The organism is Mycobacterium sp. 1081908.1 (assembly GCF_001673535.1).
GTDB lineage: Bacteria > Actinomycetota > Actinomycetes > Mycobacteriales > Mycobacteriaceae > Mycobacterium.
On sequence record NZ_LZLY01000025.1, the window covers coordinates 1 to 25,175 of the forward strand.

28 protein-coding genes are annotated in these 25,175 nt (G+C 69.1%); 21 read left to right on the forward strand and 7 right to left on the reverse strand.

Features of this window, described 5'->3' with window-relative positions:
• From A5655_RS04395 to A5655_RS04435, 9 genes are all read left to right on the forward strand, one after another.
• Positions 1-367 (forward strand): ATP-binding protein (locus A5655_RS04395; RefSeq protein WP_197508596.1); only part of this gene is annotated, 367 nt, incomplete at its 5' end.
• Complete coding sequence (gene lpqB, locus A5655_RS04400; RefSeq protein WP_156764691.1) at positions 367-2,124, forward strand: MtrAB system accessory lipoprotein LpqB; 1,758 nt, start codon at positions 367-369, stop codon at positions 2,122-2,124. The genes A5655_RS04395 and lpqB, both read left to right, overlap by 1 nt.
• A 31-nt stretch (positions 2,125-2,155) precedes the next feature.
• On the forward strand, positions 2,156-2,788 hold the full coding sequence (locus tag A5655_RS04405; protein WP_067005957.1) for a ComF family protein: 633 nt from the start codon (positions 2,156-2,158) through the stop codon (positions 2,786-2,788).
• A gap of 324 nt (positions 2,789-3,112) precedes the next feature.
• A complete protein-coding gene (gene hpf, locus A5655_RS04410) occupies positions 3,113-3,796 on the forward strand; it encodes a ribosome hibernation-promoting factor, HPF/YfiA family (RefSeq protein ID WP_067005959.1) in 684 nt (227 codons plus the stop codon).
• Between the two features lie 135 nt (positions 3,797-3,931).
• Positions 3,932-6,772, forward strand: a complete 2,841-nt coding sequence (gene secA / locus A5655_RS04415) for a preprotein translocase subunit SecA (protein ID WP_067005961.1) — start codon at positions 3,932-3,934, stop codon at positions 6,770-6,772.
• A gap of 173 nt (positions 6,773-6,945) precedes the next feature.
• The gene (gene mddA / locus A5655_RS04420) at positions 6,946-7,710 is read left to right on the forward strand and encodes a methanethiol S-methyltransferase (RefSeq protein ID WP_067005963.1); all 765 of its coding nucleotides are present in this window, start codon (positions 6,946-6,948) and stop codon (positions 7,708-7,710) included.
• 96 nt (positions 7,711-7,806) lie between these two features.
• Positions 7,807-8,280 carry a GtrA family protein gene (locus A5655_RS04425; protein WP_067005965.1) on the forward strand — a complete coding sequence of 158 codons (474 nt, stop codon included), beginning with the start codon at positions 7,807-7,809 and terminating at the stop codon, positions 8,278-8,280.
• A gap of 51 nt (positions 8,281-8,331) precedes the next feature.
• A complete protein-coding gene (locus tag A5655_RS04430) occupies positions 8,332-8,814 on the forward strand; it encodes a cation:proton antiporter regulatory subunit (RefSeq protein WP_067005994.1) in 483 nt (160 codons plus the stop codon).
• A 4-nt stretch (positions 8,815-8,818) separates the two neighbouring features.
• Positions 8,819-9,958 carry a cation:proton antiporter gene (locus A5655_RS04435; RefSeq protein WP_067005967.1) on the forward strand — a complete coding sequence of 380 codons (1,140 nt, stop codon included), beginning with the start codon at positions 8,819-8,821 and terminating at the stop codon, positions 9,956-9,958.
• On the opposite strand, the gene A5655_RS04440 is transcribed toward A5655_RS04435, so the two are convergent.
• On the reverse strand, positions 9,955-10,464 hold the full coding sequence (locus A5655_RS04440) for an Rv3235 family protein (protein ID WP_082978470.1): 510 nt from the start codon (positions 10,462-10,464) through the stop codon (positions 9,955-9,957). The genes A5655_RS04435 and A5655_RS04440 overlap by 4 nt on opposite strands.
• 168 nt (positions 10,465-10,632) lie before the next feature.
• On the opposite strand from A5655_RS04440, the gene A5655_RS04445 reads away from it, so the two are divergent.
• From A5655_RS04445 to A5655_RS04485, 9 genes are all read left to right on the forward strand, one after another.
• Entirely contained in the window at positions 10,633-12,051 is a 1,419-nt protein-coding gene (locus tag A5655_RS04445; protein WP_067005970.1) for a wax ester/triacylglycerol synthase family O-acyltransferase, read from the forward strand.
• A gap of 44 nt (positions 12,052-12,095) precedes the next feature.
• On the forward strand, positions 12,096-12,965 hold the full coding sequence (gene ppk2, locus A5655_RS04450; protein WP_067005972.1) for a polyphosphate kinase 2: 870 nt from the start codon (positions 12,096-12,098) through the stop codon (positions 12,963-12,965).
• Positions 12,962-13,474 (forward strand): hypothetical protein, encoded by a 513-nt coding sequence (locus A5655_RS04455; RefSeq protein ID WP_067005974.1) that lies wholly within the window; start codon positions 12,962-12,964, stop codon positions 13,472-13,474. The genes ppk2 and A5655_RS04455 overlap by 4 nt, the downstream gene beginning before the upstream one ends.
• 87 nt (positions 13,475-13,561) lie before the next feature.
• Complete coding sequence (locus tag A5655_RS04460; RefSeq protein ID WP_369807168.1) at positions 13,562-14,749, forward strand: ferredoxin reductase; 1,188 nt, start codon at positions 13,562-13,564, stop codon at positions 14,747-14,749.
• Positions 14,750-14,837: 88 nt separating this feature from the next.
• Positions 14,838-16,118 (forward strand): fatty acid desaturase, encoded by a 1,281-nt coding sequence (locus A5655_RS04465; protein WP_067005976.1) that lies wholly within the window; start codon positions 14,838-14,840, stop codon positions 16,116-16,118.
• Between the two features lie 56 nt (positions 16,119-16,174).
• Entirely contained in the window at positions 16,175-16,711 is a 537-nt protein-coding gene (locus A5655_RS04470) for a hypothetical protein (protein ID WP_067005978.1), read from the forward strand.
• 71 nt (positions 16,712-16,782) lie between these two features.
• Positions 16,783-17,115, forward strand: a complete 333-nt coding sequence (locus A5655_RS04475; RefSeq protein WP_082978469.1) for a DUF732 domain-containing protein — start codon at positions 16,783-16,785, stop codon at positions 17,113-17,115.
• A 49-nt stretch (positions 17,116-17,164) separates the two neighbouring features.
• Positions 17,165-17,551: a hypothetical protein gene (locus A5655_RS04480; RefSeq protein WP_156764692.1), complete on the forward strand. Its 387-nt coding sequence runs from the start codon at positions 17,165-17,167 to the stop codon at positions 17,549-17,551.
• 172 nt (positions 17,552-17,723) lie between these two features.
• Complete coding sequence (locus tag A5655_RS04485; RefSeq protein WP_197508599.1) at positions 17,724-18,692, forward strand: carbon-nitrogen hydrolase family protein; 969 nt, start codon at positions 17,724-17,726, stop codon at positions 18,690-18,692.
• 24 nt (positions 18,693-18,716) lie between these two features.
• Here the strand turns inward: A5655_RS04485 and A5655_RS04490 are convergent, their stop codons facing one another.
• Entirely contained in the window at positions 18,717-19,274 is a 558-nt protein-coding gene (locus A5655_RS04490) for an aldo/keto reductase (RefSeq protein WP_231999065.1), read from the reverse strand.
• Here A5655_RS04490 and A5655_RS28510 point away from each other — a divergent pair.
• Complete coding sequence (locus A5655_RS28510; protein WP_067005984.1) at positions 19,194-19,382, forward strand: hypothetical protein; 189 nt, start codon at positions 19,194-19,196, stop codon at positions 19,380-19,382. The two genes, A5655_RS04490 and A5655_RS28510, sit on opposite strands and share 81 nt — an antisense overlap.
• A gap of 30 nt (positions 19,383-19,412) precedes the next feature.
• Here A5655_RS28510 and A5655_RS04500 read toward each other — a convergent pair whose 3' ends face one another.
• Positions 19,413-19,901 (reverse strand): DUF302 domain-containing protein, encoded by a 489-nt coding sequence (locus A5655_RS04500; RefSeq protein ID WP_067005986.1) that lies wholly within the window; start codon positions 19,899-19,901, stop codon positions 19,413-19,415.
• Positions 19,902-19,905: 4 nt separating this feature from the next.
• A complete protein-coding gene (locus A5655_RS04505; RefSeq protein ID WP_067005988.1) occupies positions 19,906-21,087 on the reverse strand; it encodes a thiolase family protein in 1,182 nt (393 codons plus the stop codon).
• Between the two features lie 94 nt (positions 21,088-21,181).
• Between A5655_RS04505 and A5655_RS04510 the strand changes: the two genes are divergently transcribed.
• On the forward strand, positions 21,182-21,655 hold the full coding sequence (locus tag A5655_RS04510; protein WP_067006003.1) for a helix-turn-helix domain-containing protein: 474 nt from the start codon (positions 21,182-21,184) through the stop codon (positions 21,653-21,655).
• On the opposite strand, the gene rsgA is transcribed toward A5655_RS04510, so the two are convergent.
• Together rsgA and aroA are read right to left on the reverse strand one after the other, a co-directional pair.
• On the reverse strand, positions 21,642-22,622 hold the full coding sequence (gene rsgA / locus A5655_RS04515) for a ribosome small subunit-dependent GTPase A (RefSeq protein WP_067005990.1): 981 nt from the start codon (positions 22,620-22,622) through the stop codon (positions 21,642-21,644). The genes A5655_RS04510 and rsgA overlap by 14 nt on opposite strands.
• Complete coding sequence (aroA, locus tag A5655_RS04520; RefSeq protein WP_067005992.1) at positions 22,619-23,905, reverse strand: 3-phosphoshikimate 1-carboxyvinyltransferase; 1,287 nt, start codon at positions 23,903-23,905, stop codon at positions 22,619-22,621. The genes rsgA and aroA overlap by 4 nt, the downstream gene beginning before the upstream one ends.
• A 44-nt stretch (positions 23,906-23,949) precedes the next feature.
• Between aroA and A5655_RS04525 the strand changes: the two genes are divergently transcribed.
• Positions 23,950-24,717 carry an SOS response-associated peptidase gene (locus A5655_RS04525; RefSeq protein WP_067006002.1) on the forward strand — a complete coding sequence of 256 codons (768 nt, stop codon included), beginning with the start codon at positions 23,950-23,952 and terminating at the stop codon, positions 24,715-24,717.
• Between the two features lie 15 nt (positions 24,718-24,732).
• Here the strand turns inward: A5655_RS04525 and A5655_RS04530 are convergent.
• Positions 24,733-25,175: HNH endonuclease signature motif containing protein (locus tag A5655_RS04530; RefSeq protein ID WP_156764695.1), on the reverse strand; the 443-nt coding region annotated here is incomplete at its 5' end.

The window sequence follows — 25,175 nt, forward strand, 5'->3', positions numbered from 1 at the left end:
GATCCGGATGGGCGTCGACGAGGACACCGTCGCGGTCACCGTCCGCGACTATGGGGTGGGGCTGCGGCCCGGCGAGGAGAAGCTGGTGTTCAGCCGGTTCTGGCGCTCAGACCCGTCGCGGGTGCGGCGCTCCGGCGGCACCGGGCTGGGCCTGGCGATCAGCATCGAGGACGCGCGGCTGCACCAGGGCCGGCTGGAGGCGTGGGGCGAGCCCGGCCAGGGCGCCTGCTTCCGGCTGACGCTGCCCCTGGTCCGCGGCCACAAGGTCACCACCAGCCCGCTGCCGTTGAAGCCCATCCCGGAGCCGCCGGCGCCGCCGCGCCCGGACGCGCCGCGCCCACGTGAGCACGCCGAGCGGAGCGTCTGATGCGGCGGTTGCTCGCGCTTGTCTCGCTGGCGTTCGCCCTCGCCGGCTGCGCGGGGGTGCCCAGCTCCTCGGCGCCGCAGGCGATCGGCACCGTCGAGCGGCCGGCGCCGTCCAACCTGCCCAAGCCGACCCCGGGCATGGACCCCGACGTGTTGCTGCGCGAATTCCTCAAGGCCACAGCCGATCCGGCGAACCGGCACCTGGCGGCCCGGCAATTCCTGACGCAGTCGGCGTCCAACGCGTGGGACGACGCCGGTAGCGCCCTGCTGATCGACCACGTGGTGTTCGTGGAAACCCGTGGCGCCGAACGGGTTTCGGCAACCATGCGCGCCGACATCCTGGGCTCGCTGTCCGATGTGGGGGTTTTCGAAACGGCCGAGGGCGTGCTGCCGGACCCCGGGCCGATCGAGTTGGTCAAGACGTCTGGCGGCTGGCGCATCGACCGCCTGCCCAACGGCGTCTTCCTGGACTGGCAGCAGTTCCAGTCCACCTACAAGCGCAACACGTTGTACTTCGCCGACCCGACCGGCAAGACGGTGGTGCCCGATCCCCGCTACGTCGCGGTGTCCGATCACGACCAGCTGGCCACCGAGCTGGTGTCCAAGATGCTTGCCGGGCCGCGGCCCGAGATGGCCCACACCGTGCGCAACCTGCTCGCCCCGCCGCTGCGGCTGCGCGGACCGGTGACCCGCGCCGACGGCGGCAAGAACGGCATCGGGAAGGGCTACGGCGGCGCCCGCATCGAGCTGGAGAAGCTGTCCACCACCGATCCGCACAGCAGGGCATTGCTTGCGGCGCAGATCATTTGGACGCTGGCCCGGGCCGACATCAGGGGCCCGTACGTGATCAACGCCGACGGCGCACCGCTGGACGACAGGTTCGCCGACGGCTGGACCACCTCCGACGTCGCCGCCACCGACCCGGGCGTGGCCGACGGCGCCGGCGCCGGGTTGCACGCCCTGGTCAACGGGTCGCTGGTCGGGTTGGACGGGCAGCACGCCAACACCGTGCCCGGGGCCTTCGGGCGGGTGGGCGACCAGACCGCCGCCGCGCTGTCCCGCAGCGGGCGCCAGGTGGCGTCGGTGGTGACGCTGCGCCGCGGCGCCCCGGACCAGGCGGCGTCGCTGTGGATCGGCGACCTCGGCGGCGAGGCGGTCCAGGCCGCCGACGGGCACACCCTGACGCGCCCCAGCTGGTCACTGGACGACGCCGTGTGGGTGGTGGTCGACAACAACAACGTGCTGCGCGCGATCCAGGAACCGGCGTCGGGGCAGCCCGCGCGGATACCGGTGGATTCCGCGGTGGTGGCCTCCAGCTTTCCCGGGCCGATCACCGACCTGCAGCTGTCCCGCGACGGCACGCGCGCCGCGATGGTGATCAACGGCCAGGTGATCCTCGCCGGTGTGGAGCAGACGCAGGCCGGGCAGTACGCGCTGACCTACCCGCGGCGGCTGGGTTTCGGCCTGGGCAACTCGGTGGTCTCGCTGTCGTGGCGCACCGGCGACGACATCGTGGTGACCCGCACCGACGCCACCCATCCGGTGTCCTACGTCAACCTCGACGGGGTGAACTCCGACGCGCCGTCCCGTGGCCTGCAGATGCCGGTCACGACGGTCGCGGCCAACCCGTCGGCCGTGTACGTCGCGGCCCCGGACGGGGTGCTGCAGTATTCGGCGTCGGCCCCCGAAACCCAGCAGAGCTGGTCGGAGGTGTCCGGGTTGTCGACGCCGGGCGCGTTGCCGGTGCTGCCGGGCTGAGCCTGTCACCCCCTGCGGCGACACTCGCGGTGTGCTCGATCTGATCCTGCCGCTGGAATGCGGCGGCTGCGGGGCGCCGTCGACCCGCTGGTGCGACGCGTGCGCGACGGAGCTCGCCGTCAGGCCCGACGAGCCGCATGTGATCAACCCCCGCGTCGACCCCGAGGCGCCGGTGTTCGCGCTGGGCCGCTACGCCGGCGCGCGCCGCGCGGCGATCCTGGCGCTGAAGGAGAACGGGCGCGGCGACCTGGTGACCCCGCTGGCCCGGGCGCTGGCCGTCGGGGTGCACCGGCTGCTGACGTGGGGGATGGTCGAGACGCCGCTGACGATCGTGCCCGCGCCGACGAGGCGTTCGGCGGCGCGCCGGCGCGGCGGCGACCCCGTCGCGCGGCTGGCGCGGGCGGCGGTGGCCGGGCACCCGGGCATCGCCGTCGCGCCGGCGTTGCGGATGAAGGCGCTGGCCCGCGACTCGGTGGGCCTGGGCACGTCGGCCCGCGAGCGCAACATCGCGGGCCGGGTGGTGCTGCGGGGTGCGCCGCCGCGGACGGAGGTCGTGCTCGTCGACGACATCGTCACCACCGGGGCGACGGCGCGCGAATCGGTGCGGATGCTGCGCGGCGCGGGGATCGGCGTCGCCGCGGTGCTGGCGCTCGCCGCCGCGTGAATCTGTGCGGCCGCCAAGAGGATGTGAAGAACTCGCAACAGCTGTGCGAAATCAGTGGCATCCCACGGCGAACACGAGCTAACGTCGAGAACAACCTTCAGGAACATCTTTTGGCCCGGGTCACAACGCAGTCGTCGATTTCCCGGGCTGGTACGCCACACGTGGAGGGGGTGAGCCTTCGGCACCTTGCATCGGCGGGCAGCCTGCGGCGGTGACCTTAGGGAGCCGCTCCCAACCCCCCGTCGGCGCGTCTAGTAGAAAGCCGGCACGCACCGCGTGCGACGTGGAAAAGGAAACGAGTTGACACGTATGTCAAGGCTTACCGTGGATTCCGGTCAGATTCTCGACCAACAGCCGGCAGAAAGTAGCGAGCCGGCCGAACTGACCCTCAACGCCGAAGTCGTGTTCAAAGGCCGCAACGTCGAAATCCCCGATCATTACCGCTTCTACGTCTCGCAAAAACTCGCCCGGCTCGAACGATTCGATCGCTCCATCTATCTTTTCGACGTCGAGCTCAAACACGCGCCCAACCGCCGGCAGCGCAAGTCCTGTCAGCGCGTCGAAATCACCGCCCGCGGGCGCGGGCCGGTCAGCCGCGCGGAGGCCTGCGCCGACAGCTTCTACGCCGCCTTCGAGTCCGCGGTCGACAAGCTGGAGAACCGGCTGCGCCGCGTCAAGGACCGCCGCAAGGTCCACTACGGCGACAAGACGCCGGTGTCGCTGGCCGCCGCCACCGCGATGGCGCCGCTTCCCGCCAGGGCCTTCAACGCCGAACTCGTCGAGCCGCACCAACACGACGGCGCGGGTCTCGACCACGAAGACCACGAGCCGGGCCGGGTGGTGCGCACCAAGGAGCACCAGGCCACGCCGATGTCGGTCGACGAGGCGCTCTACGAGATGGAGCTGGTCGGGCACAACTTCTTTTTGTTCTACGACAAGGAGACCGAACGGCCGTCCGTCGTGTACCGCCGGCACGCCTACGACTACGGGCTGATCAGGCTGGCTTGACGTTCGGCGGCCATCCGCGGCGCCCGGCGGTAGCCGCGCTTGCGATCGCCGCTGCGGCGGCCATCCGCGGCTCGTCACCTACGATGGGGGTCGGTTTAACGAAGAAGAAGACTCCTATCAACAGGGGATATAGCTGTGCTGGATAAGCTGCTGCGCCTTGGCGAAGGTCGCATGGTCAAGCGCCTCAAGAAGGTGGCCGACTATGTCAACACGCTGTCCGACGACGTCGAGAAGCTGACAGACGCCGAACTACGGGCAAAGACCGACGAGTTCAAGAAGCGCCTCGAAGACGGCGAGACCCTCGACGACCTGCTGCCCGAGGCGTTCGCCGTGGCCCGCGAGGCCGCGTGGCGGGTCCTGGACCAGCGCCCGTTCGACGTGCAGGTGATGGGCGCCGCGGCGCTGCACCTGGGCAACGTCGCCGAGATGAAGACCGGTGAGGGCAAGACGCTGACCTGCGTGTTGCCGGCCTACCTCAACGCGCTGGCCGGCAAGGGCGTCCACATCGTCACCGTCAACGACTACCTGGCCAAACGCGACAGCGAATGGATGGGCCGGGTGCACCGCTTCCTGGGTCTGCAGGTCGGGGTGATCCTGGCGCAGATGACGCCCGACGAGCGGCGTGTCGCCTACAACGCCGACATCACCTACGGCACCAACAACGAGTTCGGCTTCGACTACCTGCGCGACAACATGGCGCACTCGCTCGACGACCTGGTGCAGCGCGGGCACTGCTACGCCATCGTCGACGAGGTCGACTCCATCCTGATCGACGAGGCCCGCACCCCGCTGATCATCTCCGGCCCGGCCGACGGCGCCTCCAACTGGTACCTCGAGTTCGCCCGCATCGCGCCGCTGATGCAAAAGGACGTGCACTACGAGGTCGACCTGCGCAAGCGCACCGTCGGCGTGCACGAGAAGGGCGTGGAGTTCGTCGAGGACCAGCTCGGCATCGACAACCTCTACGAGGCGGCCAACTCGCCGCTGGTCAGCTACCTCAACAACGCGCTGAAGGCCAAGGAGCTGTTCAACCGCGACAAGGACTACATCGTCCGCGACGGCGAGGTGCTCATCGTCGACGAGTTCACCGGCCGCGTGCTGATCGGCCGCCGCTACAACGAGGGCATGCACCAGGCCATCGAGGCCAAGGAGCACGTCGAGATCAAGGCCGAGAACCAGACGCTGGCCACCATCACGCTGCAGAACTACTTCCGCCTCTACGACAAGCTGGCCGGCATGACCGGTACCGCCCAGACCGAGGCGGCCGAGCTGCACGAGATTTACAAGCTGGGCGTGGTCTCCATCCCGACCAACAAGCCGATGGTCCGCACCGACTGCTCCGACCTGATCTACAAGACCGAGGAGGCCAAGTACATCGCGGTGGTCGACGACGTCGAGGAGCGCTACGAAAAGGGCCAGCCGGTCCTGATCGGCACCACCAGCGTCGAGCGCTCGGAGTACCTGTCGCGCCAGTTCCAGAAGCGCCGCATCCCGCACAACGTGCTCAACGCCAAGTACCACGAGCAGGAGGCGGGCATCATCGCCGTCGCGGGCCGCCGCGGCGGCATCACCGTCGCCACCAACATGGCCGGCCGCGGCACCGACATCGTGCTGGGCGGCAACGTGGACTTCCTCACCGACCAGCGGCTGCGCGAGCGCGGCCTGGATCCGGTGGAGACGCCCGAGGAGTACGAGACGGCCTGGCACCAGGAGCTGGCCATGGTCAAGGAGGAGGCCGGCAAGGAGGCCGCCGAGGTGATCGAGGCCGGCGGCCTGTACGTGCTGGGCACCGAGCGCCACGAGTCGCGGCGCATCGACAACCAGCTGCGCGGCCGGTCCGGCCGGCAGGGCGACCCGGGGGAGTCGCGGTTCTACCTGTCGCTGAGCGACGAGCTGATGCGCCGGTTCAACGGGGCCGCGCTGGAGGCGATGCTCAACCGGCTGAACCTGCCCGACGACGTGCCGATCGAGAACAAGATGGTGACCCGCGCCATCAAGAGCGCGCAGACCCAGGTCGAGCAGCAGAACTTCGAGGTCAGAAAGAACGTCCTCAAGTACGACGAGGTGATGAACCAGCAGCGCAAGGTGATCTACGCCGAGCGCCGCCGCATCCTCGAGGGCGAGAACCTCAAGGAGCAGGCGCTGGACATGGTCCGCGACGTGGTCACCGCCTACGTCGACGGCGCGACCGCCGAGGGCTACGCCGAGGACTGGGACCTGGAGGCGCTGTGGACGGCGCTGAAGACGCTGTACCCGGTCGGCATCGCGCACGAGACGCTGACGCACCGCGACGCCGACTCCGACCGGGACGACCTCACCCGCGACGAGCTGCTCGAGGCGCTGGTCGAGGACGCCGAAAAGGCTTACGCCGCAAGGGAAGCGGAGCTCGAGGAAATCGCGGGCGAGGGCGCGATGCGCCAGCTGGAACGCAACGTGTTGCTCAACGTCATCGACCGCAAGTGGCGCGAGCACCTCTACGAGATGGACTACCTCAAGGAGGGCATCGGGCTGCGTGCGATGGCGCAGCGCGACCCGCTGGTGGAGTACCAGCGCGAGGGCTACGACATGTTCATGGCCATGCTCGACGGCATGAAGGAGGAGTCGGTCGGCTTCCTGTTCAACGTCACCGTCGAAGCGGTGCCCGCTCCCCAGGTCGCCCCGCAGGCGACGCCCGAGGGGTTGGCGGAATTGGGCGGCACCCCCTCCGGAGAGCCCGACGGCGAAGGTGAAGCTCCCGCCGCGGCCCGCGAGGAGGCCCCGAGCGTGTTGCGCGCCAAGGGCATTGACGACGAGGCGCCCGCGCTCACGTATTCCGGGCCGTCCGAGGACGGCTCGGCGCAGGTGCAGCGCAACGGCGGTGGCGCCCAGAAGACGCCGGCCGGTGTGCCCGGCGGCGGCAGCCGCCGCGAGCGCCGCGCCGCCGCGCGGCAGCAGGGGCGCGGCGCCAAGCCGCCGAAGTCGGTCAAGCGCCGCTAGCCCGGCGCCAGCCCGGCGCCGAACGTGCGGCTGGCCGCACGTTCGGCTGCGAGCGTGCGGCCAGCCGCACACTCGTTGCGGCGGGACTAGTCAAAAATGACTAGGGCGCCGCCGCGCAAAGATGAGGCAGATGAGCTATATGCCGGGCTGCCGATGCGGTCGACACTGAGCCCATGAAGCGTTACTTGACTGTTGCTTACGGCGCGGTGGCTTACCTGCTGTTCCTCGTCGCGTTCTTGTATCTCGTTGGGTTCGTGGCGAACCTGTGGGTGCCGCGCACCGTCGATCGCGGGCTCCCGGCGCCCATCGGCGAGGCGGTTCTGGTCAACGTGTTGCTGGTCGGGGCGTTCGGACTCCAGCACAGCGTTATGGCGCGGCCGGCGTTCAAGGCGTGGTGGACCCGATTCGTGCCGCCGTCGATAGAGCGCAGCACCTACGTGGTGCTGTCGAGCGCCGCGCTGCTGCTGCTTTATTGGCAGTGGCGAACGATGCCGGACGTCGTCTGGGACGTGCGGCAGCCGGCGGCGCGCGCGGTGCTGTGGGCGTTGTTCGGGCTGGGCTGGCTGATCGCGCTGGGCGCGACGTTCATGATCAACCACTTCGACCTGTTCGGGCTGAGGCAGGTGTATCTGGCGTGGCGCCAAAAGCCTTACACCGAGCTGCATTTCCGCACCCATTTGTTCTATCGTCTGGTGCGTCACCCGCTCATGCTGGGGTTCCTGATCTCGTTCTGGGCGGCCCCCACCATGACGGCAGGGCATCTGCTGTTCTCGATCGCCATGACGGGCTACATCCTGACCGCCGTGCACATCGAAGAGCGCGGACTCGTCGCGGCGCTGGGCAACGACTACCGCCAATACCGTCGCGAGGTTCCCATGCTGGTCCCGCTGAAGCCCCGGCCGCGCCGACGCTCGGCGGAAGCGCTTGGCCAGCACTAGCTCTCGGGGGCGGCGCCGATCGGTTGGCTAAAACGCTCTGCCCGGCGTTGGCCAACTGATCACGCGGCGGATACCTGAACGTGGCACGGTACCCGTGTGCAAACCGGGTCGCAGGTCGGTCAAGCGCGCTGGGTGGACCGATTCCACCGGGGGTGCGAGGCGGTCGTCGATCGGCTTCCGTTCGGGCTCGGATCGGTGGTCGCGCCCACGTTTCTCGGCTTCTGCGTGATCAACGGGCTCACCTTCGGCGTCGACCTGGCGATCCTCACGGGCCTGCGCGGCGGGCTCGGCCTTCCGGTTCCGATCGCGGTCACGGTCGCCTACGCGTGCGCCTTCGCGCTCAGCTACGCGCTCAATCGCACCTTCAACTTCCGATCCCACGCGCCGGTCGGGCGGCAGGTCGCCGTCTACGTCGTGGTGGTCGTCGTCAACTACCTGGCGCTGATCCTCGGCGTGTCCAGCGCGCTGACCGCGATGGGGCTGCAATACCAGCTGTCGCGGATGCTGGCCGGTGTCTGCGAGGCGGTGTACATGTACTGCGCGATGAGGTGGCTGGTCTTCCGCCGATGAGTTCGGCCTGAAGTAAACGGGGGGCGCCGTCCGGCTGGAAGGATGGACGGCATGGATGTCAAGGAGGTGTTGCTGCCCGGCGTCGGTCTTCGATACGAATTCACCAGCCACACCGGTGACCGGATCGGGATCATCGCGCGCCGCGGCGGCGATTTCGACGTCGTCCTGTACGGCCCCGACGATCCCGACCAGGCCAGACCGGTGCTGCACCTGACCGACGCCGAGGCCGAGGCGGTGGCCCAGATCCTGGGCGCGCCGCGCATCGCCGAGCGGTTCACCGAGCTCTCCAAAGGGCTGCCGGGCATCGAGACCGGGCAGGTGCGCATCGTGGCCGGCAGCCCGTTCGTGGACCACCCGCTGGGTGACACGCGCGCCCGGACCCGCACCGGGGCGTCGATCGTCGCCATCGTGCGCAACGAGCAGGTGCTCGCCTCGCCCGGCCCGGCCGAAATGTTGCACGCGCGAGACGTTTTGATCGTGATCGGCACCGAAGACGGCATCGCCGGTGTCGAGCGGATCATCGATAAGGGCTGAGCCGATGCAGGTTTCGGGGGCGCTACTGTTTCAACTCGGCGCCCTCCTGGCCACGCTGGCCGTATTGGGCGCCCTGGCAAGGCGTTTCGCGCTGTCCCCCATACCGGTCTACCTGTTGGCCGGCCTCTCGCTGGGCAAGGGCGGCCTGCTGCCCGTCGCCGCGGCCGGCGAGTTCATCGAGACGGCCGCGCCCATCGGCATCGTCCTGTTGCTGCTCACCCTGGGCCTGGAATTCTCGGCGACCGAATTCGCCAGCAGCCTGCGACACCACCTGCCGTCCGCCGCAGTGGACATCGTCCTCAACGCCACCCCCGGCGCGGTGGCCGGCTGGCTGCTGGGGCTGGACGGCGTCGCGATCCTGGCCCTGGCCGGGGTCACCTACATCTCGTCGTCGGGCGTCATCGCGCGCGTGCTGGTCGACTTGGGCCGGCTCGGCAACCGGGAAACGCCGGCGGTGCTCTCGGTCCTGGTTCTCGAGGATTTCGCGATGGCGGCGTACCTGCCGCTGTTCGCGGTGCTGGCGTCGGGCGGGGGCTGGGTGCACGCCGTCGTCGGCATGGCCGCCGCGGTGGGCGCGCTGCTGGCCGCGTTCGCCGCCTCCTACCGGTGGGGGCACCACGTCGGCCGGCTGGTCGAACACCCCGATTCCGAGCAGCTGTTGCTCAGGGTCTTGGGCATCACCCTGATGGTGGCCGCGGTGGCGGAGGTCCTGCACGCGTCGGCCGCCGTCGGCGCCTTCCTGGTGGGCCTGACCCTGACCGGTGCGACGGCCGACCGGGCCCGCCGGGTGCTCGGCCCGTTGCGCGACCTGTTCGCAGCGATCTTCTTCCTGGCGATCGGCCTGTCGGTCGACCCGCACGAGCTCCTGCCGATGCTCCCGGCGGCGCTGGTGCTGGCGGCCGTCACCGCGGGGACCAAGGTGGCCACCGGGATGCTCGCCGCCCGGCGCGACGGCGTGGCGCGGCGCGGGCAGCTGCGCGCGGGCGCCGCGCTCATCGCCAGGGGCGAGTTCTCGCTGATCATCATCGGCCTGGTCGGCACCTCGATCCCGGCCGTCGCCGCGCTGGCGACGTCGTACGTGTTCGTCATGGCGATCATGGGGCCGGTCCTGGCGCGGTACTCCGGCGGCCGCGCGGCCACCTAACCGATGTGCAGGGCCACCATCAGCCAGCGCGTCCCGGCGCCGGACGGTACCCGCTCCACGCGACAGGCGATGGCGTGGATCCGGTCGCCGCGGCTGTAGGACCCGAACACCTCGGCCGCGGCCTCCGGGTCGGGGCGCCCGGAGGGTTGCAGCCGCATCCGGCGCAGCACCGCCGCGCCGTCGCGCCCGCGCGGGCGGGCGGCCGCCGAGCCGCCGATCGCGACCACGGAGTCCACCAGCCCGGGCGCCAGCATCGGGCGCAGCTGCGCGGCGGGACGGCGGCGGTCGACGACCTCGAGCACCCGGCGCAGCGCGGCGTCGGCGAAGGCGGCCGCCTGCCGCATGGGCGCGGACGGGTTCGGCGGCCCGGCCGGCTGCCCGGCGAGGGGCCGGCGGGGCGCACGGGCGCGGCGGCGCGGCGTCACCTGGGGCGGCTGCCGGCACTGGGGGACGTCGCGCCTGGGCGGCTCGTAGTCGACGACGGGCGTCACGGCGAAAACGGTCAACGCGCACTCTCCCACGGATCGGGTGCCTGCTGGAGAGTGGCAGACGGGGCTGGTAAGTGGTCATCATGGCACAGGTCGGGCCGGCGCGTATGCGCTCGATTACCGTTGGCGGGTACATCCGTTCACCCAAGGAACCGAGGCCGAATTGACCAGGAGGGACGCGCCGTAATGGTGACCCGGTTGTCCCCGGCGGACGCGTCCTTCTATCGGCTGGAGAACTCGGCCACCCCCATGTACGTGGGGTCGCTGTCCATCCTGCAGCGGCCGCGCGCGGGGTTGAGCTACGAGACGCTGCTGGCCACCGTCGAACAGCGGCTGCCGCAGATTCCGCGTTACCGGCAGAAGGTTCGGCGGGTGCCGATCGGCACGGCCAGGCCGGTGTGGCTCGACGACAACGACTTCGACATCACCTATCACGTGCGGCGCTCGGCGCTTCCGTCCCCGGGCAGCGACGAGCAGCTGCACGAGCTGATCGCGCGGCTGGCCGCGCGGCCGCTGGACAAGTCGCGGCCGCTGTGGGAGATGTACCTGGTCGAAGGCCTGGCCAAGAACCGGATCGCGCTGTACACCAAGTCCCACCAGGCGCTGATCAACGGCATGACGGCGCTGGAGATCGGCCACGTCATCGCCGACCGGACGCGCCGCCCTCCGCCGTTCCCCGAAGACATCTGGATACCGGAACGCGACCCCGGCAACACCCGGCTGATGCTGGGCGCGATCGGCGACTGGATGGCCGGGCCGGGCACGCAGCTGCAGGCCGTCGGGTCCGCGGTGGCCGGATTGGTGACGAACTACGGCGAGTTGCTCGAAGCGGGCCGTCGCGCCGTCGACATCGCGCGCGCCGTGGCGCGGGGCACCGCGCCCAGCAGCCCGCTCAACGCGACCGTCTCCCGGCACCGCAGGTTCACGGTCGCCCGCGGCACCCTCGAGGACTACCGCGCCGTGCGCGCGCGCTACGACTGCGACATCAACGACGTGGTGCTGGCCGTTGTGGCCGGCGCGCTGGGCAACTGGCTGCTGTCGCGCGGGGTGGCGGTGTCGCCGACCGCGACGGTCCGCGCGATGGCGCCGCTGTCGATCTACGCCGACGACGGCCTCGACTCGACCGGCCCGGGCCAGACGATCAGTCAGGTCACCCCGTTCCTGGTGGATCTGCCGGTGGGAGAGGCCAACCCGGTGGTGCGGCTGTCGCAGATCGCCCACGCCACCGAATCCAACCCGACCGCCGCCAGCCTGGTCGACGCCCGGACCATCGTCACCCTGTCGGGATTCGCGCCACCGACCCTGCACGCCATGGGCATCCGCGTCGCCACCGGATTCCCGAGCTTTTCCAAGCGGACGTTCAACCTCTTGATCACCAACGCCCCGGGCGCCCAGTCGCAGATGTACATCGCCGGCACCAAGCTGCTGGAGACCTACGCCGTCCCGCCGCTGCTGCACAACCAGGCGCTGGCGATCAGCGTGACGTCCTATAACGGCATGCTTTATTTCGGGATCAACGCCGACCGTGAGGCGATGAGCGACGTCGACCTGCTGCCCGGGCTGTTGAGCCAATCCCTCGAGGAACTTCTCGAAGCTTCCCGCTGATTAGCCGGGGTGAAAATCGGTGCGTGGATCTATGATTCGTTCTTGTGAGCACCGCGACAAATGACGGGGCGTCGGCGAAGGCGGGCGGGAAGAAATCGAGCACCGCGCCCGCGCACAAAATCTCCGACGACGTCTACCAAACCGAAATATTCCGGCTGCAAACGGAATTCGTGAAGTTGCAGGAGTGGGCGCGGCACGTCGGCGCGCGCATCGTGATCCTTTTCGAGGGCCGGGACGGGGCGGGCAAGGGCGGAACGATCAAACGGATCACCGAATACCTGAACCCCCGCGTCGCCCGGATCGCGGCGTTGCCCGCGCCGAGCGACCGCGAACGCGGCCAGTGGTACTACCAGCGCTACATCGCGCACCTGCCCGCCAAAGGCGAAATCGTGCTGTTCGACCGGTCGTGGTACAACCGCGCCGGCGTGGAAAGGGTGATGGGATTCTGCACGCCGCAGGAGTATGTGCTGTTTCTGCGGCAAACGCCCATCTTCGAGCAGATGCTGATCGACGACGGGATCATGTTGCGCAAGTATTGGTTCTCCGTCTCCGAGGCCGAGCAGCTGCACCGGTTCAAAGCGCGGCTGAATGACCCTGTCCGGCAATGGAAACTCAGCCCCATGGACATGGAGTCGCTGTATCGGTGGGAGGACTACTCGCGCGCCAAGGACGAGATGATGGTGCACACCGACACCCCGGTAAGCCCTTGGTACATAGTGGAATCCGACATCAAGAAGCACGCGCGGCTGAACATGATGGCGCATCTGCTGTCGACGATCGAGTACTACGACGTGGGCCGGCCGAAGGTCAAGCTGCCCAAGGAGCCGGTGGTGGCCGAGAACTATCAGCGCCCGCCGCGCGAGCTGTCGAACTACGTCGACGACTACGCGGCCACCTTGGTCGGGAGCCCATGATCCAGGTCTACATCCCGGCCACGCTGGAGATGCTGCAGCGGCTCGTCGCCGACGGCTCCGTGTGGCCGGTCAACGGCACCGCGTTCGCGGTGACGCCGACGTTGCGCGAGGCCTACGCGGAGGGCGACGACGACGAGCTCGCCGACGTGGCGCTGCGCGAGGCGGCGCTGGCGTCGCTGCGGCTGCTCGCGGCCCAGGACGCCGGGGGAGCGGGCACGGGTCTGCCGCCCCGGCGCGCGGTGCTGGCCGCGGAGGTCGCCGACGCCAAGTACCGGCCCGATCTCGACGACGCCGTCGTCCGGCTCGGCGCGCCCGTCACCATGGACCGGGTGGTCGCCGCCTACGTCGACAACGCCGCCGCCGAGCCCGACGTCACCCGGGCCATCGAGATCATCGACGCCGCGGACCTGGGCGACGAGGACGCCGAGCTGATCGTCGGCGACGCGCTGGACCACGACCTCGCGTGGTACGCGACCCAGGAATTGCCGTTCCTGCTTGAGCTGCTGTGACCCCGGATGTGACGAATTTCGGCTAGCTACGACACCGTAGGTTACGGTACCGTAGGTTTCGTGAAGCGCACCGAATCGGCGACAATGGTGGGCGTAAGCCAGACGCCGGCTAGTGAGCAGGAGCTTCCGCTGGGCAGACGTAACCCATCGATCAGGGGCAACGTCGTCGACACCAAGCGACCCGTTGTGGCCGGCGCCGAGCGCCATCCCGGCTGGCACGCGCTGCGCAAGCTCGCCGCGCGCATCACCACCCCGCTGTTGCCCGACGACTACCTGCACCTGGCCAACCCGCTGTGGTCCGCGCGCGAATTGCGGGGCCGCGTCCTCGATGTCCGCCGGGAGACCGAGGATTCCGCGACCCTGGTGATCAAACCGGGCTGGGGGTTCAGCTTCGACTACCAGCCCGGCCAGTACATCGGCATCGGGCTGCTGGTCGACGGGCGCTGGCGGTGGCGGTCGTATTCGCTGACCTCGAGCCCGGCCGAGACGTCCGGCTCGCCGCGCACGGTGACCATCACCGTCAAGGCGATGCCCGAGGGGTTCCTGTCCACCCACCTGGTGGCCGGCGTCGAGCCCGGGACCATCGTGCGGCTGGCCGCGCCGCAGGGCAACTTCGTCCTGCCGGACCCCGCGCCGCCGTCGATCCTGTTCCTGACCGCCGGGTCGGGCATCACGCCGGTGATGTCGATGCTGCGGACGTTGGTGCGCCGCAACCAGATTGGCGACGTCATGCACCTGCATTCGGCGCCCACCGAATCCGGCGTGATGTTCCGCGCCGAGCTGGCCGCGCTGGCCGCTGACCAGCCGGGCTACCGCCTGCAGGTGCGGGAGACCCGCACGCAGGGCCGGCTCGACCTGGCCGCGCTGGACCAGCAGGTTCCGGACTGGCGCGAGCGTCAGACCTGGGCGTGCGGGCCGGAGGGCATGCTCAACCAGGCGCAGAAGGTGTGGTCGTCGGCGGGCATCGGCGACCGGCTGCACCTGGAGCGGTTCGCGGTGGCCAAGGCCGCGCCCGCCGGCGCCGGCGGAACCGTCACGTTCGCGCGCAGCGGGCGTGCCGTCGCGGCCGACGCGGCGACGTCGTTGATGGATGCCGGCGAAGGCGCCGGTGTGCAGATGCCCTTCGGCTGCCGGATGGGGATCTGCCAGTCCTGCGTGGTAAGCCTGGTGGATGGCCACGTCCGCGATCTGCGGACCGGCGCCGAACACGAGCCCGGGACGCGGATCCAGACCTGTGTGTCGGCCGCCTCCGGCGATTGTGTGCTCGACATCTAAAGGCTACTCACAGGTAACCTACGCGCTCGTAGGTTACGATAGCGTAGGTATTGACCGATACAAGAGGACCGTAGGGAGATGACGACGAGTGGCAATCACAGACGTCGACGTATTCGCCCATCTGACGGACGCTGACATCGAAAACCTGGGCGTGGAGCTGGACGCCATCCGCCAGGACATTGAGGACTCTCGCGGGGCGCGCGACGCCCGCTACATCCGCCGCACCATCGCCGCGCAGCGCGCGCTGGAGGTGGCCGGGCGGCTGCTGCTGGCCGCGAGCTCGCGCCGCTCGGCGTGGTGGGCCGGCACCGTCACGCTGGCAGTGGCCAAGATCGTCGAGAACATGGAGATCGGCCACAACGTCATGCACGGCCAGTGGGACTGGATGAACGACCCGGAGATCCACTCCTCGACGTGGGAGTGGGACATGAGCGGGTCGTCCAAACACTGGCGCTACACCCACAACTTCGTGCACCACAAGTACACCAACATCCTGGGGATGGACGACGACGTCGGCTACGGCCTGCTGCGCGTCACCCGCGATCAGCGCTGGAAGCGCTTCAACATCTTCAACCTGGTCTACAACACGATGCTCGCGCTCCTCTTCGAATGGGGCGTCGGACTGCAGCACGTGGAGCTCGGCAAGATCGTCAAGAAGCGGATGGACAATGACGACGCCCGCCAGCGCATCGACGAGTTCCTGGCCAAGGCCGGCCGGCAGGTCGTCAAGGACTACGTCGCATTCCCGGCGCTGACCGCCCTGTCGCCCGGCGCGACCTATCGCTCGACGCTGACGGCCAACGCGGTCGCCAACGTCCTTCGCAACGTGTGGGCCAACGCGGTGATCTTCTGCGGCCACTTTCCCGACGGCGCAGAGAAATTCACCAAGACCGACATGATCGGCGAGACCAAGGGCCAGTGGTACCTGCGCCAGATGCTGGGCAGCGCCAACTTCGAGGCCGGCCCGGCGCTGCGGTTCATGAGCGGGAATCTGTGCCATCAGATCGAGCACCACCTGTATCCGGATCTGCCGAGCAACCGGCTGCACGAGATCTCGGTCCGGGTGCGCGCGCTCTGCGACAAGTACGACTTGCCTTACACCACGGGCTCTTTCCTGGTGCAGTACGGCAAGACGTGGCGCACGCTGGCCAAGCTGTCGCTGCCGAACAAGTACCTGCGCGACGACGCCGACAACGCGCCGGAGACGCGCAGCGAGCGGATGTTCGCCGAATTGGAGCCCGGTTTCGCCGGCACCGATCCGGCGACCGGACGCCGGCGCGGCCTGAAGACCGCCATCGCCACCGTGCGGGATTGGCGGCGCGCCAAGAAGCAGGCGAAGCAGGGGTACCGCGACGGCCTGGCCGCCTGACGCTTGGGGTCCTAGGCTCGATGCGGGACCCCGACGCGGGATAGGAGAGGCACGCGATGCTCGCAGCGTTCGGATTCGAAAACCTCGGTGTGGTCGTCGGGGACATGTATTTCGTCGACCCCACTCCCAACAAAGGACAGGAGACCCCGGAACGGGGCGTCCGGCTGGAACTGCGCATGATCGATCGGGCCGAGCCCCAGGGATCGATCTACGCCGGCATCCCGATCGCCTTCACCCGCCCGGTGTGGCGGGTGGACCTGTTCGGGTCCACCGAGAGCCCGCCCGGGACGCTGGACCGGGCGCATCACCATCCCCGATTCGACGGCTGGGAGCCGGGTCGCCGGCACTTCGTCCCCGAGCTGTCCGCCGAGCCGGTGGCGTGGCTGGCCGGCCAGCTGGCCGCCCCGGCCGCCGTGCTGGAGCGGGCGGGCGTCGCCCTGGATGAGGTCAGCGACGCCGACCTGACCGGACTCGTCGCGGCGGCCCCGGAGATCGTCGGCGCGGTGAAGCGGATGCTCGACGGCGTGCGGGACGGGACGTTGGCCCCCGCCCCCGCCGAGCCGGTCGCCGCCGCCCGCACCGGCTGGCTCTGATCCGTTTCGATTTGCTAGCCGGCAGGATCCGGCTAATCTAACTGCTGCCGCCCAGACTGAGGAGTCAGCAAATGACGAAGACCGCACGCCTGACCGCACCGCTCGCCGCCGTTCTGGGCGGTATCGCAGTCTTGGCCGCCCCGATCGCGAGTGCCGACTCGATGGATGACGCGTACCTGCAAACGCTCAAGGACAAGGGAATCACCTGGCCGAGCACCGCCGACCAGACGATGGTCCAGATCGGGCACGCCGTTTGCACGGACTGGTCGCACGGGTTCACGTTCGAGCAGACCTTCGCCGATGCGAAACAGGGGCTCCCGCAGTTGCAGGACACCTCGCTGGCCAAGATCATGGGCGCGGCGACCGGGGTCTACTGCCCGCAATACTCCAGCAAGTTCGACTGAGCAAAACGCAGCGCCCGGCCGGCTGACCGGATTTCGAGGGAGGCGCACCGTGACCTATATGGGCAAGCCCTATTACCCGGTGTGGCTGGACAACCTCGCCGGGGACGTCACCTTGGAAGCCGCGGCAATGGACGGCAGCGCCCACGGCGCGGAAGACGTTCGCTCCATCGTGGTGACCGCCCGCGAGGTGTACGACAACCAGGTGTTCAACTTCGCCGGGCCCGCTGGCGACTATGGCTTCGTCGAGGACTACACGTGCGAGATCCGCGGCGTGCAAACCAACGTCGTCGTCTGGGTCACCTTCAACGGCGCGGGCCAGACGCGCCACGTCGTGGTGAACCACCGGCCCCGCAGTGCGTTGCTTTCCTTCTCCCGTCTGATGCTCGAAAAGTATTCCGGCACACCGCTTGCCAAACATTGGCAGGGCACACCGTAAGAGGCAGTTCGGCTCGTTAATTTGGCGCGAGCGCCCCTGTCGCGCTTGGTGGTTCGGGCTGAACCTTGACGCCCGGCTGGCATTCCCGGTGATGTGGCGCTCCTGCGATGCGGGCCCGTACGGCAGCTCTTTTGCCTGGTCGGTGACTCGCGGGGCGGGTAACATCCGGGCGATGTCTAACAACGCGGCCGCCCCCTCGCCGACGATTCGTGCCGCGGCGATTCAGATGGTCGCCGAATTGGGGAATGTCGACGCCAACCTGGTGATGGCGAAACGCCTCGTGCGGGTCGCTTTCGAACGCGGCGCAAAACTGGTCATCCTGCCGGAGCTATTTGCCTCCGGTAATGCGTTTTTCCCCCGCATGGCGTCGATGACTCGGGCGATCGACGGATCGCCGGCGCAGTTGCTCCTGGACTTGGCGCGCGAAGGCAACGCCATTGTCGGCGGCTCGTTTCTGGCGTGGCGCGACGGCCACGTCTATAACACCTTTGTTCTGGCGCTACCGGACGGCAGCACCCTTCGGCACGACAAGGACGACCCGACGTTCTGGGAGAACTGCTACTACATCGGAGGCGACGATGACGGCGTTCTGCGCACCCCCTACGGCACCATAGGCGCGGCGCTGTGTTGGGAGTTCATCCGATCCAGGACGGCTGCGCGGTTAAGGGAAAGGGTCGACATCGTGGTGGGCGGCTCGGGATGGTGGGGCGGAAAGGACAGCGGGCAGTCGGATGGCCCTTCTGCCGAGTTCGGCCTTGAAATCATGAAAGCCGCGCCGAGCCGATTCGCGAGAATGCTTGGGGTGCCGGTGGTTCACGCCGCGCACGCGGGACGTTTTGTCGGACAGACGTGGCCTGAAACGGGCGAGTGCTACCCGTCTCGCTACCTGGGCGAGGCTCAGATCGTGGACGGTTACGGCCGCATTCTCGCGCGGATGTCTCACGAAGAAGGCGAAGGCGCTATCACCGCTGACGTCAGGCTCGGTCGCGTAGCGGATGAGCCGGACGCGATACCGGACAGCTTCTGGATCGCCGAGTTTCCCGACGCGGTTTATCGCCAGTGGGAACATGACCTCGAGACCGGCCACCAGTACTACTTGTCGACGACGCTGCCCTACGTCCGCGAGATGCTTGCGCGTTGAAAGCCGTTCGTCAGCGTCTTCAGGTCAGCTCTTGGGGGCCAGCGCGAAGCGCACCATGGTCGTCTTGGACGCGGCAGCGAGCAGCTCTTGACGGTTCGGTTGCCGGTCGCCTGGCAGCCCAATCATCAGTCCCCTGGCGGCTTTCGACCCGTTGCGTCTGACGAACTCGGCAAGGAGATCGCATTTCCGATCGGTGTCGGTGATCGCGGTCGGTTCCGCCGCGAACCACCGACCTTTGAGGAGCACCCTCACGATCTGACCTACGGTCGCATTGTGCTCGGCGGCGATGACGCGCATGGCGTTGATCAACGGCTGCGACCGATCGAGCGCTGCCGGGGTGAGACCCATGACCTTGCGCCGCAACGGATGTACCCCTTTTATCAGGCCGTGGTCGGCGTGATACTTGCCGGTCAAGATTCCCTGGCGTCGCGATGAGTAGGCGAGCAGCGAGACACCTAGCCGCCGAGCGGCGTCGAGCATTCCGTCGGTTTCGACCCGCCGGTGCGTGAGGTGATCGACCGGGGAATCCGCAACGGCGAGCTGCGGGCCGACCTGCCCGAGGGTGCACTTTTCGCAATGTATGACGCTCTGATCGGGCGCGCCCTGGTGCTGACAATCACCGGAAAGCTGACACCCGAACAAGCCGCAGACTCCGTAGTCTCGGTCTTCCTCAACGGCGCAGCCGTATGACGTCTTTCGTCTCGGGTAGTTCGCGCGCGCTTACGGGCCGGTCACCCTTTCGGCCAACGCCGCCAGCTTGGCGTCGAGTTGTTCTGCCGCGTTGCGTAATTCGGCGTTGGGTTCGACGACCATCAGCGACGACGGCTTGACGTAGGTCAGGCTGCTGCCCTCGCCCTCGTTGGTAAGAAGCAGCTCGACCGGCGCGAACAGCCCGGCGCTCACGTCGTGGCGCAGCATCGTGATGGCGATCAGCGGGTTGCCGAGGATCACCCGCATCGCCTTGCGGTCGATGCCGGCCTTGGTGATCCACCCGCCGTGATCCAGCAGGGAGAACAGCATGAATCCGCTTGGGCCGACATAAGATTCGACCTCTTGCCGGTATGACTCCCAGTCGTCGTGCCTGTTGGCGATCTCGTTGATCGGCACCGGTTTGTCGCCGATGTCGGCTAGCAGCGCGGCGAGCAGCTCGTCGTAGCTCTTGGAGCTGTCGTAGCGCACCCGCACGCCGTCGAACCGGGTCTCGGGCACCGGCCTAACCCAGCCGCTCGATGATGGTGGCGTTGGCCATGCCGCCGCCCTCGCACATCGTCTGCAGGCCATAGCGTCCGCCGCGTTGCTCGAGCGCGTTGACCAGCGTGGTCATCAGGCGCGTGCCGCTGGCGCCCAGCGGGTGGCCGATGGCGATGGCGCCGCCGTTGACGTTGGTCTTGGCCAGGTCCGCCCCCGTGTCCTGCGCCCAGGCCAGGACGACGGGCGCGAACGCCTCGTTCACCTCGAACAGGTCGATGTCGGCCAGCGTCAGCCCGGCGCGCTGCAAGACCTTTTCGGTGGCCGGGATGACGCCGGTCAGCATGTACAGCGGGTCGGAGCCGACGACGGTCGTGGTGTGGATCCGCGCGAGCGGGCGCAGGCCCAGCATCTTGGCGACGTCGCTGGTGGTGATCAGCACCGCGGCGCTGCCGTCGGACAGCGGCGACGAGTTACCGGGCGTGATCTCCCAATTGATCTGCGGGAAGCGCTCTTTCATCGCGTCGCTGTAGAACGCCGGCTGCAACGCGGCCAGCGTCTCTACCGTGGTGCCGGGCCGGATGATCTCGTCGGTGGACAGCCCGGCGATCGGGATCAGCTCGTTGTCGAAGAGCCCGTCCTTGGTGGCGCGGGCGGCCTTGTCGTGGCTGCCGGCGGAGAACTCGTCGAGCTGGGTGCGCGAGAAGCCCCACTTCGCGGCGATCAGCTCGGCGCTGATGCCCTGCGGGACAAGCCCGTCGGGGTAGCGCAGGGCCATGTCCCCGCCCATCGGGTTGCTGCCGGCGAACACCTGGGATCCCATCGGGACGCGGCTCATCGACTCGACGCCCCCCGCGATGACGAGGTCGTAGGCGCCGGCGATCACGCCCTGGGCGGCGAAGCTGATGGCCTGCTGGCTGCTGCCGCACTGGCGGTCGATGGTGACACCCGGGACCGATTCCGGGAAACCGGCGCCCAGCAGCGCGTTGCGCGCGATGTTGGCGGCCTGGTCGCCGACCTGGGTCACCGCGCCGGCGATGACGTCGTCGACGCGCTCCGGGTCCACGCCGGTGCGGGCCACCAGTTGGCGCAGGCTGTGCGCCAGCAGGTCGGCGGGCAGCACGTCGTGCAGCGCGCCGCTGGCCTTGCCCTTGCCGATCGGGGTGCGCACCGCACCGACGATGACGGCGTCGCGACCTTGAACCATGGCTCCTCCTCGAGTCCGAAGCTAGGTATTACTAGCTGTACCCAGGTAAACATCTAGGTACACTAAAATCAACCCAGACCGGGAGGTGATCTACGTGACATTCCTGCAAGGCGCCCTAGCCGACCGCGAGAAGTGGTCGGCCGTCGGCGAATGCGCGATCGAGAAAACCATGGCGGTGGTCGGCACCAAGTCCGCGATGCTGATCATGCGCGAGGCGTACTACGGCACCACCCGGTTCGACGACTTCGCCCGCCGGGTCGGCATCACCAAGGCGGCCACGTCGGCGCGGCTGGCCGAACTGGTCGACCTCGGCCTGCTGGCGCGGCGGCCCTACCGCGAGCCCGGCCAGCGCGGCCGCGAGGAGTACGTGCTGACCGAGGCCGGCGTCGATTTCATGCCGGTGGTCTGGGCGATGTTCGAGTGGGGCCGGCGCCATCTGCCGGGCCGCAACCGGCTGCGGCTCACGCACGTGGGCTGCGGCGCCGAAGCGAGCGTCGAAATCCGCTGCACCGAGGGGCATCTGGTGCCGCCGGGTGAGCTGGGCATGCGCCTGGCTAAGTCTGGTTGAGCACCGCGAGCAGCCGCCGGGCCGCGGCCACGCGGCGCACCGCCGGTCCGGACAGGGTGTCCAGCGCGCATTCGGGGTCGGCCGGCGGCCCCATGTGCCCGCAGCCGCGGGGGCAGTCGTCGATCGCCTCGGCCAGGTCCGAGAAGGCGTCCAGCACGTCGTCGGGTCGGATGTGGGCCAGGCCGAACGAGCGGATCCCCGGGGTGTCGATCACCCAGCCCGAGCCTTCCAGTGGGAGGGCGACCGACTGGGTGGAGGTGTGCCGGCCCCGGCCGATCTCGGTCACCTCGCCGACGGCCCGGTCCGCTTCCGGCACAAGGCGATTCACCAGTGTTGACTTGCCGACGCCGGAATGCCCGAGCAGCACCGTGATCTTCCCGGCGATGAGCCCGGCCACCGCCAGCAGCGGATCGTCGACGCCGGCGGCGACCACCGTCAGGTCCAGGTCCACGAACTGCTCGGCGAACGGCCCGGGCGGGGCGAGGTCGGTCTTGGTCAGGCACAGTATGGGCGTCAGGCCACCGGCGTAGGCGGCGATCAGCGCCCGGTCCACCAGCCCGGTGCGTGGCGGCGGGTCGGCGAGCGCGACGACGATCAGCAGCTGGTCGGCGTTGGCGACGACGACGCGCTCGGTGGGGTCGGTGTCATCGGCGGTGCGCCGCAACACCGTTCGGCGCTCGCCGCGGCGCACGATGCGGGCCAGGGTGTCCGTCCGGCCGGACAGGTCGCCGACCAGGTCGACGTCGTCGCCGACGACGATCGGCGTGCGGCCCAGCTCGCGCGCCCGCATGGCCGTGACCCGGCGATCGGGCCGGCCGCCCAGCACGCAGCCCCAGCGCCCGCGGTCGACGCTGACCACCATGGCGGCCTCGGCGTCGGCGTGCTCCGGACGGGTCTTCGTTCGCGGTCGCGAGCCCCTGCCGGAGCGGACCTTGACGTCGGACTCGTCGTAGTCGCCGGGCTTCAAACGCCGGGCCCCAGCATGTCGGCCCACAACCGCGGAAATTCCGGCAGCGTCTTGCCGGTGGAGCCGATGTCGTCCACCTCTACGCCGGGGACCCGCAGCCCGACGATCGCGCCGGCCATCGCCATCCGGTGGTCGGCGTAGGCGCGCCAGGTGCCGGCGTGCAGCGGCTTCGCGGTGATCACCAGGCCGTCGGGGGTCTCGGTGCAGTCGCCGCCCAGGCGGTTGATCTCGGCGCTCAGCGCGGCCAGCCGATCGGTCTCGTGGCCGCGCAGGTGGGCGATGCCGGACAGGCGGGACACCGACCCGGGGGTTGCCAAGGCCGCCAGCGCCGCCACCGACGGCGTCAGCTCCCCGACCGCGCGCAGGTCGACGCCGAATCCCTGGTAGCCGGCGGCCGGCCCGCTCACCTCGAGGTACGAATCGGTTTGCCGCACAACGGCATTCATCGTGCGCAGCACGCCCAGGATGTCCTCGGCGGGTTGCACGCTGGTCGCCGGCCAGCCGGTGACGCGCACCGTTCCGCCGCTGACCACGGCCGCCGCCAGGAACGGGACGGCGTTGGTCAGATCGGGTTCGACCTCCCAGTGCCGGGCCGCGACCGCGCCGGCGCGCACCTTCCAGCGGTTGGGAACCGAGTCGTCGACGTCGACCCCGGCTTGGCGCAGCATCACGATCGTCATCGCGATGTGCGGCGCGGACGGCACCGTCGACCCGGTGTGCTGGACGGTCACGCCGTCGGTGAACGACGCCGCGGACAGCAGCAGGCCGGAAACGAACTGCGAGGACGCCGAGGCGTCGATGGCCACGGTGCCGCCCGCCACCGACCCGCCACCGTGCACCCGGAACGGCAGGCCGCTGCCGTCGATCTTCACGCCGAGGCCGCGCAGGGCGTCGAGCAGCGGCGCGATGGGCCGGGTCCGGGCCTGCTCGTCGCCGTCGAACTCGACCACCGCGTCGGCCAGCGCCGCCAGCGGCGGAACGAACCGCAGCACCGTGCCCGCCAGGCCGCAATCCACCGTGGCGTCCGGCGCCGGCGCGATCCCTCCGCCCACCGTCAGCTCGGAGCCGGGCCCGTCGACGCGCAGGCCCAGGGTGCGCAGCGCCCCGATCATCAGGTCGGTGTCGCGGCTGCGCAGCGCCCCGGCGATGGTCGAGTCGCCCTGCCCCTGGGCGGCCGCCAGCCCCGCAAGCACCAGCGCCCGGTTGGTCTGCGACTTCGAGCCGGGAACGGTCACGGTCGCGCGCACGGGCGCGGTCGCCTGGGGGGCCGTCCACGTCGTCACCGGTACATCATCGCCTGTCGTCCGGCTCTGCCACCATGGAAGGCATGTGTGGGCGGTTTGCAGTCACGACCGATCCGGCCAAGCTGGCCGAGAAGATCAAGGCGATCGACGAGGCGACCGGGGCCGCTGAACGCGCGGGCGAGCCCAACTACAACGTGGCCCCGACCGCGACCATCGCGACCGTCGTCACCCGGCACAGCGAGCCCGAGGACGACCCCACGCGGCGCGTCCGGTTGATGCGGTGGGGGCTGATCCCGCCGTGGGCCAAGGCCGGTCCCGACGGGGCGCCCGAGGGCAAGGGCCCGCTGCTGATCAACGCGCGCGCCGACAAGGTCACCAGCTCGCCAGCCTTCCGCTCGAGTGCCAAGTCGAAGCGTTGCCTGATCCCGATGGACGGCTACTACGAATGGCGCGCCAACGCCGACCGCGACGGCAAGAAGTCGCGCAAGACGCCGTATTTCATGTACCGCGAGGACGGCGAGCCGCTGTTCATGGCGGGCTTGTGGTCGGTCTGGAAGCCCAAGGACCAAAAGGACGCCGCGCCGCTGCTGAGTTGCACGATCATCACCACCGACGCGCCCGGCGAACTCGCCGAGATCCACGACCGGATGCCGCTGGCGGTGCCCGAACGCGACTGGGACCGTTGGCTGAACCCCGACGCCCCGGTCGACGAGGAGCTGCTCACCCGCGCGCCCGACGTGCGCGACATCCGCATCCGCGAGGTGTCGACGCTGGTCAACAGCGTGCGCAACAACGGCCCGCAGCTGCTCGAGCCGGTCGAAGAGCAGTCGGAGCAGATGAAGCTGCTGTAGCGGTGCGTGGGGCCTTCAGGCCTTCCCGGGACTGTCGTCTTCCTCGTCCTCCCCGTCATCGTCGCCGGTGTGGAGGAGTTTTTCGGGGTGCCAGTAGGTGTTGGTGCGGGGTTGGCCGCGTTCGAGGTGGGGTGGAGGTATCCATTCGGTTTCGCCTTTGGTGTTTTTGCGGGTGGTCCAGCCGTCGGGGTTGAGCATGCGGTGTTGGCAGCCGCAGGCGAAGGTGAGGTCGTTGATGTCGGTGGTGTGGCATTGGGCGTAGTCGGTGACGTGGTGGACTTCGCTGTAGTAGCCGGGCACGGTGCATCCGGGTGCGGTGCAGCCGCGGTCTTTGGCGTACAGGACGATTCGTTGGGCGGGGGAGGCCAGGCGTTTGGTGGTATACAGCGCCAGGGTTTTGCCTTTGTCGAAGATCGCCAGGTAGTGGCGGGCGTGGCGGGCGAGGCGGATGACGTCGC

Coding starts and splice junctions, on each gene's coding strand:
- lpqB (WP_156764691.1), top strand. CDS start 367: ATGCGGCGGTTGCTCGCGCTTGTCTCGCTGGCGTTCGCCCTCGCCGGC.
- mddA (WP_067005963.1), top strand. CDS start 6,946: ATGAAGCGTTACTTGACTGTTGCTTACGGCGCGGTGGCTTACCTGCTG.
- A5655_RS04430 (WP_067005994.1), top strand. CDS start 8,332: ATGGATGTCAAGGAGGTGTTGCTGCCCGGCGTCGGTCTTCGATACGAA.
- A5655_RS04435 (WP_067005967.1), top strand. CDS start 8,819: ATGCAGGTTTCGGGGGCGCTACTGTTTCAACTCGGCGCCCTCCTGGCC.
- A5655_RS04445 (WP_067005970.1), top strand. CDS start 10,633: ATGGTGACCCGGTTGTCCCCGGCGGACGCGTCCTTCTATCGGCTGGAG.
- A5655_RS04455 (WP_067005974.1), top strand. CDS start 12,962: ATGATCCAGGTCTACATCCCGGCCACGCTGGAGATGCTGCAGCGGCTC.
- A5655_RS04470 (WP_067005978.1), top strand. CDS start 16,175: ATGCTCGCAGCGTTCGGATTCGAAAACCTCGGTGTGGTCGTCGGGGAC.
- A5655_RS04475 (WP_082978469.1), top strand. CDS start 16,783: ATGACGAAGACCGCACGCCTGACCGCACCGCTCGCCGCCGTTCTGGGC.
- A5655_RS04485 (WP_197508599.1), top strand. CDS start 17,724: ATGTCTAACAACGCGGCCGCCCCCTCGCCGACGATTCGTGCCGCGGCG.
- A5655_RS04505 (WP_067005988.1), bottom strand. CDS start 21,087: ATGGTTCAAGGTCGCGACGCCGTCATCGTCGGTGCGGTGCGCACCCCG.
- A5655_RS04525 (WP_067006002.1), top strand. CDS start 23,950: ATGTGTGGGCGGTTTGCAGTCACGACCGATCCGGCCAAGCTGGCCGAG.